We start from the raw sequence: 13878 nt of genomic DNA, 5'->3' as shown, positions 1-13878 counted from the left end.
CACCGCCCCACTGACAAGCGCCCGAACCGGCGAGAATGTCGACATGGTCGAGGGCGAGTGGGCGCGGTACTGGCAGCACGAGCGGTTGCCGGGGATCGATCTGCTCCGAGCCCGGTACGTACGGCACACCTTCCCCCGCCACAGTCACGAGGGCTACGTCTTCGGGACCATCACGCGCGGCGTCGAGGACGTCGGGCTCCCGGGCGGTGTGGTCCACGCCGGGCCCGGTACGGTCGTGATGATCAATCCGGAGGTTCCGCACACCGCCAGGGCCGGGGCGGCGGAGGGCTGGGTGTACTCGACGCTCTACCCGTCGTCCCGGGTGGTGGCCGAGATAGCGGCGGAAACGACGACGATCAGAGGCACTGCCGGCTTCGCGGAGACCGACGTGGTCGACGAGCAGGCGGCCCGGCTGATCCGCGAGGTCCATCGCGCGGCCGAGGAGGGCAACGCGCTCGCCGCCGACAGCGTGCTGCGGATCATGGTGGCGCGGCTGCTGCGGAACCACGGGGGCAGCCTCCCGGCGCGTGAACCACGCACGGCGGGCGCCCGCAACGCGGCACGCGCCCGGGCGGTGCTGGAGGAGCGGATGGAGGACCCGCCCACGCTCCAGACCCTCGCCGCGGAGCTGGACACCAGCCCCTTCGCCCTGCTGCGGGCCTTCCGCGACCACTACGGAATGCCACCGCACACCTGGCTCACCGACGCCCGCGTCCGCCGGGCCCGGCGGCTGCTGGACGTGGGCGCGCCCCCGGCACAGGCCGCCGCCGCCGTCGGGTTCGCCGATCAGCCGCACCTCAACCGGCACTTCACCCGGATCGTAGGAGTGCCCCCGGGCGCCTACCAGCGAGGACGAGGCGTCGGCGGACGGTGGTGAGACCGGTCCCGCGGCGGGAGGAGCGGCGGGCACGGGCCGCGTCGGCGGGAACGGGGGCGAGGTGCGCGGGAACGGGGATCGCGAGGGGGACGAGGCGGCGGGTGCAAGAACGTACAAGACCTCGAACCCTCCCGTCCCGTACCGTCCCTGACGTGCCAGAACAGACAACATCAGCAGAAATATCCATAGGCGGTGAACCGTGCGCCGCGGTCGGCCGGGCCGGGCCGCGGACGACCGCGGACGCACCGGTGAAGGCCGACTCCGCCGTCGTACGGGACGCCCTCGGCGTGGGCGTCGCGGTCGGCCTGTCCGGCTTCGCCTTCGGTGTGACGGCTGCGGGCGCGGGACTCGACGTCATGCAGATCTGCGCCCTCAGCCTGCTCGTGTTCACCGGCGCCTCGCAGTTCGCCCTGGTCGGCGCGCTCGCCGCAGGCGGCAACCCGTTCCCCGCGGCGGCCGGCGCCTTCTTCCTCGGGACCCGCAACGCCTTCTACGGCCTGCGGCTCTCCCAGCTCCTCGCGGTGCGCCGCGCCCTGCGGCCGCTCGCCGCCCACTGGGTCATCGACGAGACCACCGCGGTGGCCCTGGCCCAGCCCACCCGTCGTGCCGCCCGCATCGGTTTCACCGTCACCGGACTCACCCTCTACGTGCTGTGGAACCTCACCACACTCCTCGGGGCGCTCGGCGCCGAGGCCATCGGCGACACGAACGCCTGGGGACTGGACGCGGCGGGGCCCGCGGTCTTCCTGGCACTGCTGGCGCCCATGCTGCGCACGACGACCGAGCGGGTGGTCGCCGGTATCGCCGTCGTCCTCGGCCTCGGGCTGCTACCGGTGCTCCCCGCCGGAGTACCGGTGCTCGTCGCGGCTGTCGCGGCGCCTGCCGTGCTCTGGTGGCAGGGCCGGATGACCGCCACCGGGCGGAAGGGAGCGGAGCGTTGAACGTCTGGATCGCGATCGGAGTGACCGCCGCCGCCTGCTACCTGGTCAAACTGGCCGGCCTGCTGGTGCCGGCCGGGGTGCTCGAGCGCCCGCTCGTCCAGCGGCTCGCCGCCCTGCTCCCGGTCGCCCTGCTGGCGGCGCTCACCGCCCAGCAGACCTTCAGCGCGGGCGACGCACTGGTGCTGGACGCCCGGGCCGCAGGACTGGCCGCGGCCGCGATCGCGCTGGTCCTCCGGGCACCGTTCCTCGTCGTGGTCGCCGCCGCCGTGGCGGTCACCGCGGGGGTGCGGGCGCTCGGAGGCTGAGCCGGGACGCCCCTCGCGCCGGACTCGTGCGGAGGTCCGGCGCGAGGGCGCGTGCCGGCTCAGCGCAGCACGCGCCCGTGTGCCCGCAGCGTGCGCAGTGCCTCGACGGTCACGACCGGACGCCACTCCAGGGCGGTGCTCGGCGCCCACTGGCGCCACCGGACCGGCCAGCCGCCGTCCTCCTGCTGCTCACGGGCGAGGTGGTCCAGCGACCGGTCCATCTCCTCGTCCGTGAACCAGCGCCGCGCCAGCGAACCGGGTACGCGGGCGTAGTCGTGGGGGTGGTGGTACTCGCCCGGCGCATAGCCCGCGGCGACCGGGTACTCGTCGGACCGGTCCGGGTCGAGCACCACGAGACGCTGCTCGCGCACCAGTCGCCCGAGCCGGTCCGCGGCCTCCTCGGCACGCGACCGGTCCGGGACGCCGTCCAGGAACGCGACCGCCGCCTGGATCTCGTACGGGTGCGACTTCCGCAGCCCCTCCACCGCCGCCCAGCAGAAGTCGGTCGCGCGGAACAGCCACGCGTGCCACACCTGGTTGCGGTGCAGCAGACCCACCACGGGTCCGGTGGCAAGCAACTCACTCGGCGGATCCGACACGATCGGGATGAACGGCGCCGTCGGGTAGCCCCGCTGCGAGGGATGGATCACGGGCAGGGCGCCTTCCCGCGTCGCCACGTTCGTCAGGTAGCGGCAGATCCGCTCCGCCCGCAGTCCGCCGCAGCGCCCGATGGAGTCCAGCACGCGCAAGGCGTGCGCCGTGTGCAGCGGCTGGCTCGCGGGGCCGCGGAGATCGGGCTCCAGGGCGTGGCCGTAGCCGCTGTCCTCATTGAGGTACGCGGTCAGCGCGGCCTCGACCGGCTCCGCCGCCGCACCCAGGAAGTGATACGCGAACCGCCGCTGTTCGAGCACGCGAGCCGTGAGCCAGACGAAGCGCTCGGCGCGTGCCAGAGGTGTTCCAGCCATGCTCCGACGGTAGGGGCGAACGGGCTCCGCACAAGGCCGACGGACGGGTCTCACCCTCAGGGGGCGGATACTGGCGTCATGCGGTTGACGATTTTCTGGGAGCGGATGGAAGAGCACTTCGGTGCGGCGTACGCCGACTCCTTCGCGCGCGACCATGTGATGACGGAACTCGGGGGCCGGACGGTGTATGAGGCGCTGGCCGCCGGCTGGGAGACGAAGGACGTCTGGCGCGGGGTCTGCGCCGCGGTCGGCATCCCGGCGGACCAGCGCTGAGTCCGGGATCCGAGCGGTCGTCCCGCCGGCGGGAACGCCGTGCCGGTGAGGCCGGTGCCGTGCAGGTCGGCCCGTCGGCAGGGCGTCGTCCACAGGCAGTCCCGGTTGTCACCGCGGTAGGCGAGACTTGCTCCGTGGCACCGAATGACGAGACCACCCAGGACCAGAACCGCCCGACCACCCAGTGCGCGGAGGCCGGGCGGCCCGATGACGACACCGGGGCCGGCTCGGCGGGGGCCGGGACCCGGTTCAGGGTCCCCGCGCCCGCAACCGCGCCCGACGGCGGCGACGGGGCCGGCGGGACCACCGTCACGGCGGTCGTGTCAGGGCGCATGCCCCGCTGGCTGCCCCGCGCCATGGTGCTCGCGCTGGCGCTCTACGGCTGCTTCCAGCTCGGCAGCTGGGCCTTCCACCAGCTGATCGGTCTGCTGGTCAACGTGCTGATCGCGTTCTTCCTGGCGCTCGCGGTCGAACCGGCGGTGGGGCGGATGGCGGCCCGCGGAGTGCGGCGCGGCATCGCCACGTTCCTCGTCTTCATCGCGGTGCTGGCCGTGAGCGTGGGCTTCGTCGTGGCGCTCGGCTCGTTGCTGGCCGGCCAGATCGTCGAGATGGTCGAGGACTTCCCGCAGTACCTGGACCAGGTGATCAACTGGATTAACAAGACCTTCCACAGCGAACTGTCGAGAGTCGCGATCCAGGACAGTCTGCTGCGTTCCGACTGGCTGCAGAAGTACGTGCAGAACAGCGCGACCGGCGTGCTCGACGTCTCGGCCACGGTGCTCGGCGGGCTGTTCAAGCTGTTGACGATCTTCCTCTTCTCCTTCTACTTCGCGGCGGACGGGCCGAGGCTGCGGCGCACGCTGTGCTCGGTGCTGCCGCCGTCGAAGCAGGCGGAGGTGCTGCGGGCCTGGGAGATCGCCGTCGACAAGACCGGCGGGTACCTGTACTCGCGCGGGCTGATGGCGCTGATCTCGGGTGTCGCCCACTACGTGCTCCTGGCGATGCTGGACGTGCCCTACGCCCCGGCGCTGGCCATGTGGGTGGGGCTGGTGTCGCAGTTCATCCCCACCATCGGCACGTATCTCGCGGGAGCCCTGCCGATGCTGATCGCCTTCACGATCAACCCCTGGTACGCGCTGTGGGTACTGGGCTTCGTGCTGGTCTACCAGCAGTTCGAGAACTACGTGCTGCAGCCGAAGCTCACCGCCAGGACGGTGGACATCCATCCGGCGGTGGCGTTCGGCTCGGTGATCGCCGGCACCGCGCTGCTGGGAGCCGTCGGCGCGCTGATCGCGATTCCGGCCGTCGCCACGCTGCAGGCGTTCCTCGGCGCGTACGTGAGGCGCTACGCCGTGACCGAGGACCCGCGGGTCCACGGCCACCGGAGACACGGCGAGGCGGTCCTCGCCCGGGTCCAGCGAGCCCTGCGCAGCAAGAAGGACGGGACGGCGGCCGACGGGGAGGCAGGCGCCTGACGGTTCCTCCGGGCCCCGACCGTCCTTGGGCGACCGTGTCCGCACCGCTGCGGCGACCCGGCGCGGTCTTCCGGCGCCCCCTCGTGCGGCGGTGCGGCTCGGGACGCGAGGTGCGGGCAGCGCGCTTGACACCAAAATCGAACATCCATTCTTATGGAGCTCCGTCCTTGGAATCCCGGGGTCCTCACCGGGTTATCCACAGGTTGGAGGGACGTCGGGGCGCGTTGTCAGTGGCAGGGGTTAGCGTCTTTGACGTGAAGCGATCGACTCAAGCAAACCGGGTGGAACCCATGGCAGGAACCGACCGCGAGAAGGCGCTCGACGCCGCGCTCGCGCAGATTGAACGACAGTTCGGCAAGGGCGCCGTGATGCGCATGGGCGAGCGGTCGAAGGAGCCCATCGAGGTCATCCCGACTGGCTCGACGGCGCTCGATGTCGCGCTCGGTGTCGGTGGCCTGCCGCGCGGCCGTGTGGTGGAGATCTACGGCCCGGAGTCCTCCGGCAAGACGACTCTGACCCTGCACGCCGTCGCCAACGCGCAGAAGGCGGGCGGCCAGGTCGCCTTCGTCGACGCCGAGCACGCCCTCGACCCCGAGTACGCGAAGAAGCTCGGCGTCGACATCGACAACCTGATCCTTTCCCAGCCGGACAACGGCGAACAGGCGCTCGAGATCGTCGACATGCTGGTCCGTTCCGGCGCGCTCGACCTCATCGTCATCGACTCCGTCGCCGCGCTCGTGCCGCGCGCGGAGATCGAGGGCGAGATGGGCGACTCCCACGTGGGTCTCCAGGCTCGGCTGATGAGCCAGGCTCTGCGGAAGATCACGAGCGCGCTCAACCAGTCCAAGACCACGGCGATCTTCATCAACCAGCTCCGCGAGAAGATCGGCGTGATGTTCGGCTCGCCGGAGACCACGACCGGCGGCCGTGCGTTGAAGTTCTACGCCTCGGTGCGTATCGACATCCGTCGCATCGAGACCCTGAAGGACGGCACCGAGGCCGTCGGTAACCGCACCCGCTGCAAGGTCGTCAAGAACAAGGTCGCGCCGCCCTTCAAGCAGGCCGAGTTCGACATCCTCTACGGCCAGGGCATCAGCCGCGAGGGCGGCCTGATCGACATGGGCGTGGAGCACGGCTTCGTCCGCAAGGCCGGCGCCTGGTACACGTACGAGGGCGACCAGCTCGGCCAGGGCAAGGAGAACGCGCGGAACTTCCTGAAGGACAACCCCGATCTCGCCAATGAGATCGAGAAGAAGATCAAGGAGAAGCTGGGCGTCGGAGTGAGCAGCACCGAGGCCCCGGCGGTAGAGCCCGGCGCGGACGCGGCGAGCGCCGCCGCTCCGGCCGATGCTCCCGCCAAGTCGGTGTCCGCGCCCGCCACCAAGGCGGCGAAGGCCACCAAGACGGCCACGGCGGCCAAGGGCTGACCGGCACCGTGCCCGACCCGAGCCCGCGGCGTACCGCGGATTGGCCGGGCGGCAGCTCCGCATCGTCGAGGGCCGATGACGGGCTGCCGCCCCAGGACCCTGAAGAGAGGGCGCGGGCGATCTGTCTGCGCTTGCTCACCGGTACTCCCCGGACCCGGAAGCAACTCGCCGAGGCGCTCGGCAAGCGCGAGATCCCGGACGAGGTCGCCGAAGAGGTGCTGTCCCGCTTCGAGGACGTCGGGCTCATCGACGACGCGGCGTTCGCGGGCGCCTGGGTGGAGTCACGGCACCACGGCCGCGGACTGGCCCGCCGCGCCCTCGCTCGCGAGCTGCGCACCAAGGGTGTCGACTCGGCGCTGATCGACGAAGCGGTCGGCCGGCTCGACTCCGACCAGGAGGAGGAGACGGCGCGCGAGCTGGTCGCCAGGAAACTCCCCTCCACTCGCGGCCTTGACCGGGACCGCCGGCTCCGCCGTCTCGCGGGCATGCTCGCCCGCAAGGGGTACCCAGAGGGCATGGCCCTGAGGGTGGTCCGCCGGGCCCTGGAGGAGGAGGGCGAGGACACCGAGGGCCTGGACGGTCTGGAGGACGGTCTGTCCTGACCGGCCGCCGACAAGGACGGTTCATGGACCGGTCGACGCGGGGCGCCGAACCGGTCACGGGTCGTGATCGGGGCGGGCTCCGCCCGGGCGAAGGGCCCGTCCGAGTCCGGACTCGTCGACGGCTTTCCACCTGCCTCGGCGGCCTCGGTCGGCCTGGGCACATGCTTCTCCCCCGCGAACCGGAACCGTCCGGGTGTTCCTCAGGGGGCGAACGCCGTGCTTCGACGCCGACCACGAAGGCCGAGGCCCATCAAGGACCACGGGAGCGGACCGGTGTCCACGGAGGGGAAGGGGCGAGGGGAACCACGTCCCGGGACACCGGTCCGCTTCGGTGCCGACTGAGGTGTGCCGCGTCAGCCGACCGGCACACGGTCGGCTGACCGATGCACGCCCGCATCGGTGCGTCGCCGGCCCACCGGCCGGCGACTCCCGGCACCGAGCGCCGGTCGCAGGTCGCACACCTGTACCGGCCCGCGCGACCGCTGTTCCGCCGTCTCCGGCACCCGCACCGGCAGTCCCTGCGCACGCCACGCCTGGACGCCACCGATCAGATCGGTCGCGCGGTGCAGCCCGAGCCGCCGGAGCGAGGCCGCCGCGAGTGATGAGGCGTACCCCTGTTGCAGAGAGACGCCCACGGCCGACACACTCGTCCGCACGGGGACAGCCGTGCGCGGACGCGGCAGCGAAAGCGGGGGAACGAGGGAAGGCGGGGTCAGCAAGACCGTCGACACACGCAGCCCGCATAGCGGTGCAGGTCCATGTGGACCCTCCGCCACAGGCGCACATCGGTGCCGGTCACGTCCCGGACGTACACCATGTGCGCCCGTGCCGGTCAACGGATGTCCGCAGTGCGGGCGGATGCTCAGTCCGACCGGGCGGCCGCGTGCTCGGCGCGGGCCTCCGAGGCCCCGGGCGCACCTCCGCGCACCGTGTCGGCCGCGGCGTACAGCTCGGCCGGGCGCACGCCGCCGAAGGCCGCCACGAGGTGCCCGTCCGGCCTGACCAGCAGCACCGTGTGCGCCGATGCACCCGGATAGGACTCGGCGACGAGCAGCTCCGCCCGGGCGGGCAGCTCCGACACCGCCGTGGCGAGCCGGGGCATGACGCCCGCCGTCACCCAGTGGCGCCGGTCCCACACGCCCGTACCGGGGGCGATCAGGACCACGAGCAGCCGGGCCCGGCCCAGCCGGTCCCGCAGCCGGGCGGCCGTCCCCTCGGGCGTCGTCACGGCGACGTCCGCCACCGGAGCACCGACCGGGGTTCCGACTGCGGTGTGCGCGTCGGAGTGCGGAGGCGTGAGGGGGGAGTACGGGTAGGCAGGGGGCGCACCCAGCGCGCCGAGCCCCAGATGGCCGTCCGTCAGGAGCGTGTCGTGCCCCCGCGCGGCGCCCGGCAGATACGTCCGCAGACCACCGGTGCCGCGCAGTATCGGCAGGGACTGGTCCGCGGCCCGCAGCCGTGCGGCGACCGCCGTGCGCCGTTCGGCCTGGTAGCTGTCGAGCAGGGTGTCGGAGGCGCCGTGGTGCCAGGCCCGGGCGAGCTTCCACGCCAGGTTGTCGGCGTCGCGCATGCCCTCGTCCACGCCCTGGGTGCCGACCGCGCCGAGGAGATGGGCCGCGTCCCCGGCGAGGAAGGCGCGGTCCACACGCCAGCGCCGGGCCAGCCGGTGGTGCAGCGTGTGGACGCCGGTGTCGAGGAGGTCGTACTGCGGCGGCCCCTCGCACCAGCCGGCCAGCGTGTCCCGGACCCGTGACACCAACGCGTCGGGCGTCACCAGTTCGCCGCGTGCGGGCAGCAGCCAGTCCAGCCGCCAGACGCCGTCGGGCAGCGGTCGCGCGGTCACCTCGTCGCCGACCGCGCGCCACGGCGGCAGCCGGTGCAGTACGCCCTCACCGGGCCAGGGCAGTTCGGTGCGCAGGGCGGCGACGGCGTGGCGCTCCACGGCGGTCCGGCCGGGGAACCGGACCCCGAGGAGCTTTCTGACCGTCGACCTGGCCCCGTCGCAGCCGACCAGGAAACTCCCGCGCCACCAGGTCGCCCCGGGCCCGCGCGTGTGCGCGGTGACACCGCTCCCGTCCTGTTCCAGCGCGTCGAGTCGGCTGTGCGTGGCGACCCGCACCAGGTCCGCCGCGTCCACGGCGTCCCGCAGTCCCCGCACCAGGGCGTGCTGGGGCAGGTGCACGGGAGCCGGCAGATCTTCCCCGTGGAACTCCACCCGGCGCAGTTCCTGCTTGCGCCGCAGCGAACGCCAGCCGGCCCAGCGGGCTCCTTCGTCACGGATCGTGGCGCAGCCCAGGCGTTCGGCGAGTGCCGCGGTGTCCGCGCGCAGGAGGACCGTACGTGCGGGGCGCGGCTCGTCCTTGCCCTCGCCCTCGTCGAGGACCACCGAAGGAACGCCCTGAGCGGCGAGGGCGAGGGCGAGCGCGAGCCCGACCGGACCCGCGCCGACGACGATCACCGGGTCCACGGCGCTGCTCCTGAGACCTGCCGGGACGGAGTGAACAGGGGGAATGGGCCGGCTGGCACCCGGTGTGCGATCACAGAACGTATGCAACCCACTGCCGGTGTCCGCGTCAAGCGACGAAGGGCGGCGGACGCCTTCGCGCCGCCGCCCTTCGATGGTTCCTGCCTCGTCGCGGGGTCAGCCCCCGCCTCCGGCGCCCGACTTGAAGTCGCCCTGTGTGGAGACACCGCCGGCGGGCCCCACCGTCTCCAGACCGCCGCCGGGACCGGCGTGGACGACGGCGCCCGTGCTCTTCTTGCCGCGCCGCAGCTTGCGCTCCAGCCACCCCGCCGCGGAGGTGAGGGCGAAGTTCAGCGAGACGAAGATGACGGCGACGACGGTGAAGCAGGCGATGGTGTTGGCGCCGTAGTTGGCGCTCATCGGCCGTACGGAGGACAGCAGTTCGTTGAAGGAGAGCATCGCGCCGCCGAGGGCGGTGTCCTTCACGATGACGACCATCTGGCTGACGATGGCCGGCAGCATGGCCGTCACCGACTGCGGCAGCAGTACGTGCCGCATCGTCTGGCCCTTGCGCATGCCGATCGCCTTGGCGGCGTCCGTCTGGCCCCGCGGCAGGGACTGGATGCCGGCCCGGACGATTTCCGCGAGGACCGAGGCGTTGTACAGCACCAGGCCGGTGACCACCGCGTACAGCGGGCGCACATCGCTGCTGATGTCGGTGAAGTCGGCGTAGGCCGCGTTGGCGAACAGCATCAGGATCAGCACGGGGATGGCGCGGAAGAACTCCACTACCGTGCCGGCGACGGCGCGGACCGAACGGTGGTCGGAGAGCCGGGCGATGCCGAAGACAGCACCGAGCGGCAGTGCGATGACCAGCGCGAGGGTCGCCGCGATCAGGGTGTTCTGCAGTCCGGGCCAGAGGTAGGTGGCGTACGGCTGGGAGCTGGTGAAGAACGGCTCCCACTTGACCCAGTCGAGCTGGCCCTTGGAGCTCAGGCCGTCGTAGACCCACCACACGACCAGCGCGAGCACGGCCAGGAACAGGACGGTGTAGCCGATGTTGCGCCGCTTGGCACGCGTGCCCGGGGCGTCGTAGAGGACGGAACTCATCGCTTCACCGCCACCTTCCTGCTCACCCAGCCGAGCACCAGTCCGGTCGGCAGCGTGAGGCAGATGAAGCCGAACGCGAAGACCGCGACGATCGGGATCAGGGCGGCGTACGTCTCGATCCACTCCTTCATCAGGAGCGAGGCCTCCGCGACACCGATCACCGAGGCGACGGTGGTGTTCTTGGTCAGTGCGATCAGCACGTTGGCCAGTGGGTTCACGACCGACCGGAAGGCCTGCGGAAGGACGATCAGCGTCAGCACCTGGGTGAAGCTCAGGCCCAGGGCGCGCGCCGCCTCCGCCTGGCCGACGGGCACGGTGTTGATGCCGGACCGCAGCGCCTCGCACACGAAGGCCGCGGTGTAGGCGATCAGACCGAGCACCGCCAGCCGGAAGTTGATTCCGTCGATGGCGTCCCCGCCCAGGGTGACGCCGAGGGTCGAGTAGAGACCCAGCGAGGCGAAGAGGATGACCACGGTGAGCGGGATGTTACGCACGACGTTCACGTACGCGGTGCCGACGGCCCGCATCAGCGGTACCGGGCTGACCCGCATGCCGGCCAGCAGCGTTCCCCATATCAGGGAGCCTATGGCCGAGTAGACGGTGAGTTTCACCGTCACCCAGAAGGCGCCCAGCAGGGCGTCCATATCAAGAAAGTCGAACACGATCTCCCGCGCTTCCGCGTCTGCGAGTGGGAAGGACTCGGCGCGCCGCCGCCGTCAGCGGCGGCGGCGCGCCCGGTCGGCCAGGCGTTACTTGACGATGTTGCCGATCTTCGGGGCGGGCTCGTTCTGGTAGCCGGCCGGGCCGAAGTGGGCCGCCACGGCCTTGTCCCAGGACTTGTCCTGGACCATCTTCTCCAGCGCCTTGTTGATCTTGTCCTTGAGCTCGGCGTCGCCCTTCTTCAGGCCGATGCCGTAGTTCTCGTTGCTCATCTTGAAGCCGGCGAGCTTGAACTTGCCCTTGAAGGCGTCCTGCGCGGCGTAGCCGGCGAGGATGGAGTCGTCGGTGGTGAGCGCGTCGATGACCTTGTTCTCCAGGCCGGTGAGGCACTCGGAGTAGCCGCCGTACTCCTGGAGCTGCGCCTTCGGGGCGAGCTTGTCCTTGACGTTCTGCGCCGAGGTCGAGCCGGTGACCGAGCAGAGCTTCTTGTTGTTCAGGTCCGCCGGGGACTTGATCGAGTCGTCGTCGGCGCGGACCAGGATGTCCTGGTGGGCGAGCAGGTACGGGCCGGCGAAGTCCACCTTGGCCAGGCGCTTGTCGTTGATCGAGTAGGAGGCGACGATGAACTTGACGTCGCCGCGTTCGATCGCGGTCTCGCGGTCGGCGCTCTTGGTCTCCTTGAAGACGATGTCGCCCTCTTCGTAACCGAGCTCCTTGGCCACGTACTTGGCCACGTCGACGTCGAAGCCCACGAACTTGCCGTCGGGGGTCTTCAGGCCGATGCCCGGCTGGTCGACCTTGATACCGATGGTGATCTTGTCGCCGCCGCCCGCGGAACCGCCGCCGGCCGCGTCGTCCTTCTTGCCGGAGCCGCAGGCGGTGACGGTGAGAGCGAGCGCGACTGCGGCGGCCGCGGCGGCGGAGGTCTTACGGAGCTTCATGTGAACTTCCCTTGGTTGGACGTGATGTGTGCGATCAGCAGAACCTGCCCGGGGCCAACGATGCCCAGGAGTGGACCGGTTCAGTGGTGCAGGATCTTCGAAAGGAAGTCCTTGGCCCGGTCGCTGCGCGGGTTGCTGAAGAACTCCTCCGGCGTGGCCTCTTCGACGATCTTGCCGTCGGCCATGAAGACGACGCGGTTGGCGGCGCTGCGCGCGAAGCCCATCTCGTGGGTGACGACGACCATCGTCATGCCGTCCCGGGCCAGCTGCTGCATGACCTCGAGGACCTCGTTGATCATCTCGGGGTCCAGCGCCGACGTGGGCTCGTCGAACAGCATGACCTTGGGATTCATCGCCAGCGCCCGGGCGATCGCGACGCGCTGCTGCTGGCCGCCGGAGAGCTGCGCCGGGTACTTGTCGGCCTGCGAGCCGACGCCCACCCGGTCGAGCAGTCCGCGCGCCTTCTCCTCGGCGGCCTTCTTGTCCGTCCTGCGGACCTTCAGCTGGCCCAGCATGACGTTCTCCAGCACCGTCTTGTGCGCGAAGAGGTTGAACGACTGGAAGACCATGCCGACGTCGGCGCGCAGCCGGGCCAGCTCCCTGCCCTCGTCGGGCAGCGGCTTTCCGTCGATCGTGATCGAGCCGGAGTCGATCGTCTCCAGCCGGTTGATCGTGCGGCACAGCGTGGACTTTCCGGACCCGGAGGGCCCGATGACCACCACGACCTCGCCGCGCGCGATCGTCAGGTCGATGTCCTGGAGCACATGCAGCGCGCCGAAGTGCTTGTTGACGTTGCTCAGTACGACCAGGTCCGTCGTGGCCGGCACGGCGTCCTCGGCGCCCTTGGTCACTGATACTCCGCTCATCGGCTTCTTGCTCCGTCCTCCTCGATTGGGAGGACCTTAATGAGGCACTGCGACCACCGTCATTACATCTGAGCGGAAATTGAGCATAACGATCCGGCTGCAACCGGACACACAGGGTGAACGGGACGGCGGCCGCTGTACCGGGTGGGTAACGAAAAACCCCAGGTCGCCGTCAACCCTCTTGACTCATGGTGGGCCTATCGGTCTTTATGCCCTGGTAACAACGCGAGAGCTACGCCCGTGAGGGGGGGCCACATGAGACTTCTGCTTGTCGAGGACGACGACCACGTCGCCGCGGCCCTGTCCGCGGTGCTCGCACGCCACGGTTTCCAGGTCACCCACGCCCGCAACGGCGAGGAGGCGCTGCAGGCAGTGCTCCCGGCGGCCGCCGAGGGCAGGACTCCCTTCGGGGTCGTCCTGCTCGATCTGGGGCTGCCGGACCAGGACGGCTACCAGGTGTGCGGGAAGATACGGAAGCTCACCACCACGCCGGTGATCATGGTCACCGCGCGGGGCGATGTGCGCTCGCGCATCCACGGGCTGAACCTCGGCGCCGACGACTACGTCGTGAAGCCGTACGACACGGGCGAGCTGCTCGCCCGTATCCACGCCGTCAGCCGGCGTACCGCGCCCGGCGAGGAGGCCTCACCGGCCTCCGACAGCGCGCTCAGGCTCGGCGCGGTCACCATCGAACTGCCCACGCGCCGGGTCAGCGTCGAAGGGGCGGACGTCCAGCTGACCCGCAAGGAGTTCGACCTGCTGGCGCTGCTCGCGCAGCGGCCCGGTGTCGTCTTCCGCCGAGAGCAGATCATCAGCGAGGTGTGGCGCACCAACTGGGAGGGGACCGGCCGGACGCTCGAGGTGCACGTGGCGTCGCTGCGTTCCAAGCTCCGCATGCCCGCCCTCATCGAGACCGTGCGCGGCGTCGGCTACCGCCTTGTCGACCCCGTCGTGTAAAGGCCCGCCCTCCCC

The 13878-nt window shown here is 70.9% G+C and carries 14 protein-coding genes and 2 pseudogenes; 8 read left to right on the top strand and 8 right to left on the bottom strand.

Annotated elements, in window-relative coordinates; all coding sequences use genetic code 11:
• Positions 1–43 precede the first annotated feature (43 nt).
• The 3 genes from FEF34_RS09370 to FEF34_RS09360 all read left to right on the top strand — a co-directional run bounded on the left by FEF34_RS09370 (position 44) and on the right by FEF34_RS09360 (position 2123).
• Positions 44–877, top strand: a complete 834-nt coding sequence (locus FEF34_RS09370; RefSeq protein WP_138052746.1) for an AraC family transcriptional regulator — start codon at positions 44–46, stop codon at positions 875–877.
• Positions 878–1029: 152 nt separating this feature from the next.
• A complete protein-coding gene (locus tag FEF34_RS09365; protein ID WP_407698267.1) occupies positions 1030–1818 on the top strand; it encodes an AzlC family ABC transporter permease in 789 nt (262 codons plus the stop codon).
• The gene (locus FEF34_RS09360; protein ID WP_138052744.1) at positions 1815–2123 is read left to right on the top strand and encodes an AzlD domain-containing protein; all 309 of its coding nucleotides are present in this window, start codon (positions 1815–1817) and stop codon (positions 2121–2123) included. The genes FEF34_RS09365 and FEF34_RS09360 overlap by 4 nt, the downstream gene beginning before the upstream one ends.
• A gap of 59 nt (positions 2124–2182) precedes the next feature.
• Here the strand turns inward: FEF34_RS09360 and FEF34_RS09355 are convergent, their stop codons facing one another.
• Positions 2183–3088 (bottom strand): hypothetical protein, encoded by a 906-nt coding sequence (locus FEF34_RS09355; RefSeq protein ID WP_138052743.1) that lies wholly within the window; start codon positions 3086–3088, stop codon positions 2183–2185.
• Between the two features lie 78 nt (positions 3089–3166).
• Between FEF34_RS09355 and FEF34_RS09350 the strand changes: the two genes are divergently transcribed.
• The 4 genes and pseudogenes from FEF34_RS09350 to recX all read left to right on the top strand — a co-directional run.
• The gene (locus FEF34_RS09350; RefSeq protein WP_138052742.1) at positions 3167–3361 is read left to right on the top strand and encodes a DUF3046 domain-containing protein; all 195 of its coding nucleotides are present in this window, start codon (positions 3167–3169) and stop codon (positions 3359–3361) included.
• 332 nt (positions 3362–3693) lie between these two features.
• The gene (locus FEF34_RS09345) at positions 3694–4836 is read left to right on the top strand and encodes an AI-2E family transporter (protein WP_325063668.1); all 1143 of its coding nucleotides are present in this window, start codon (positions 3694–3696) and stop codon (positions 4834–4836) included.
• A gap of 290 nt (positions 4837–5126) precedes the next feature.
• The gene (recA, locus tag FEF34_RS09340; RefSeq protein WP_138052739.1) at positions 5127–6263 is read left to right on the top strand and encodes a recombinase RecA; all 1137 of its coding nucleotides are present in this window, start codon (positions 5127–5129) and stop codon (positions 6261–6263) included.
• A pseudogene (gene recX / locus FEF34_RS09335) lies at positions 6173–6865 on the top strand (recombination regulator RecX); the annotation flags it as partial. The gene recA and the pseudogene recX, both read left to right, overlap by 91 nt.
• Before the next feature lie 494 nt (positions 6866–7359).
• On the opposite strand, the pseudogene FEF34_RS44190 reads toward recX, so the two are convergent.
• The 7 genes and pseudogenes from FEF34_RS44190 to FEF34_RS09305 all read right to left on the bottom strand — a co-directional run.
• Positions 7360–7485, bottom strand: a pseudogene (locus FEF34_RS44190) (rhodanese-like domain-containing protein); the annotation flags it as partial.
• Between the two features lie 92 nt (positions 7486–7577).
• Positions 7578–7625 (bottom strand): hypothetical protein, encoded by a 48-nt coding sequence (locus FEF34_RS44185; RefSeq protein WP_407698348.1) that lies wholly within the window; start codon positions 7623–7625, stop codon positions 7578–7580.
• A 102-nt stretch (positions 7626–7727) separates the two neighbouring features.
• Positions 7728–9332, bottom strand: coding sequence for an FAD-dependent monooxygenase (locus tag FEF34_RS09325; RefSeq protein WP_138052738.1), 1605 nt, complete (start codon positions 9330–9332; stop codon positions 7728–7730).
• 174 nt (positions 9333–9506) lie between these two features.
• Positions 9507–10439 (bottom strand): amino acid ABC transporter permease, encoded by a 933-nt coding sequence (locus FEF34_RS09320; protein ID WP_138052737.1) that lies wholly within the window; start codon positions 10437–10439, stop codon positions 9507–9509.
• On the bottom strand, positions 10436–11101 hold the full coding sequence (locus FEF34_RS09315) for an amino acid ABC transporter permease (protein WP_138052736.1): 666 nt from the start codon (positions 11099–11101) through the stop codon (positions 10436–10438). Before FEF34_RS09315 ends, FEF34_RS09320 begins: the two co-directional genes overlap by 4 nt.
• A gap of 87 nt (positions 11102–11188) precedes the next feature.
• Entirely contained in the window at positions 11189–12040 is an 852-nt protein-coding gene (locus tag FEF34_RS09310; protein WP_138052735.1) for a glutamate ABC transporter substrate-binding protein, read from the bottom strand.
• Positions 12041–12120: 80 nt separating this feature from the next.
• The gene (locus tag FEF34_RS09305; protein WP_138052733.1) at positions 12121–12906 is read right to left on the bottom strand and encodes an amino acid ABC transporter ATP-binding protein; all 786 of its coding nucleotides are present in this window, start codon (positions 12904–12906) and stop codon (positions 12121–12123) included.
• A 255-nt stretch (positions 12907–13161) separates the two neighbouring features.
• Between FEF34_RS09305 and FEF34_RS09300 the strand changes: the two genes are divergently transcribed.
• Entirely contained in the window at positions 13162–13863 is a 702-nt protein-coding gene (locus FEF34_RS09300) for a response regulator transcription factor (RefSeq protein WP_138052732.1), read from the top strand.
• Positions 13864–13878 lie beyond the last annotated feature (15 nt).

Origin of the sequence: Streptomyces marianii (assembly GCF_005795905.1) — a bacterium.
GTDB classification, from domain to species: domain Bacteria; phylum Actinomycetota; class Actinomycetes; order Streptomycetales; family Streptomycetaceae; genus Streptomyces; species Streptomyces marianii.
The sequence above is the reverse complement of the archived record's forward strand: the minus strand, read 5'-3'. Positions and strand labels throughout refer to the sequence as shown.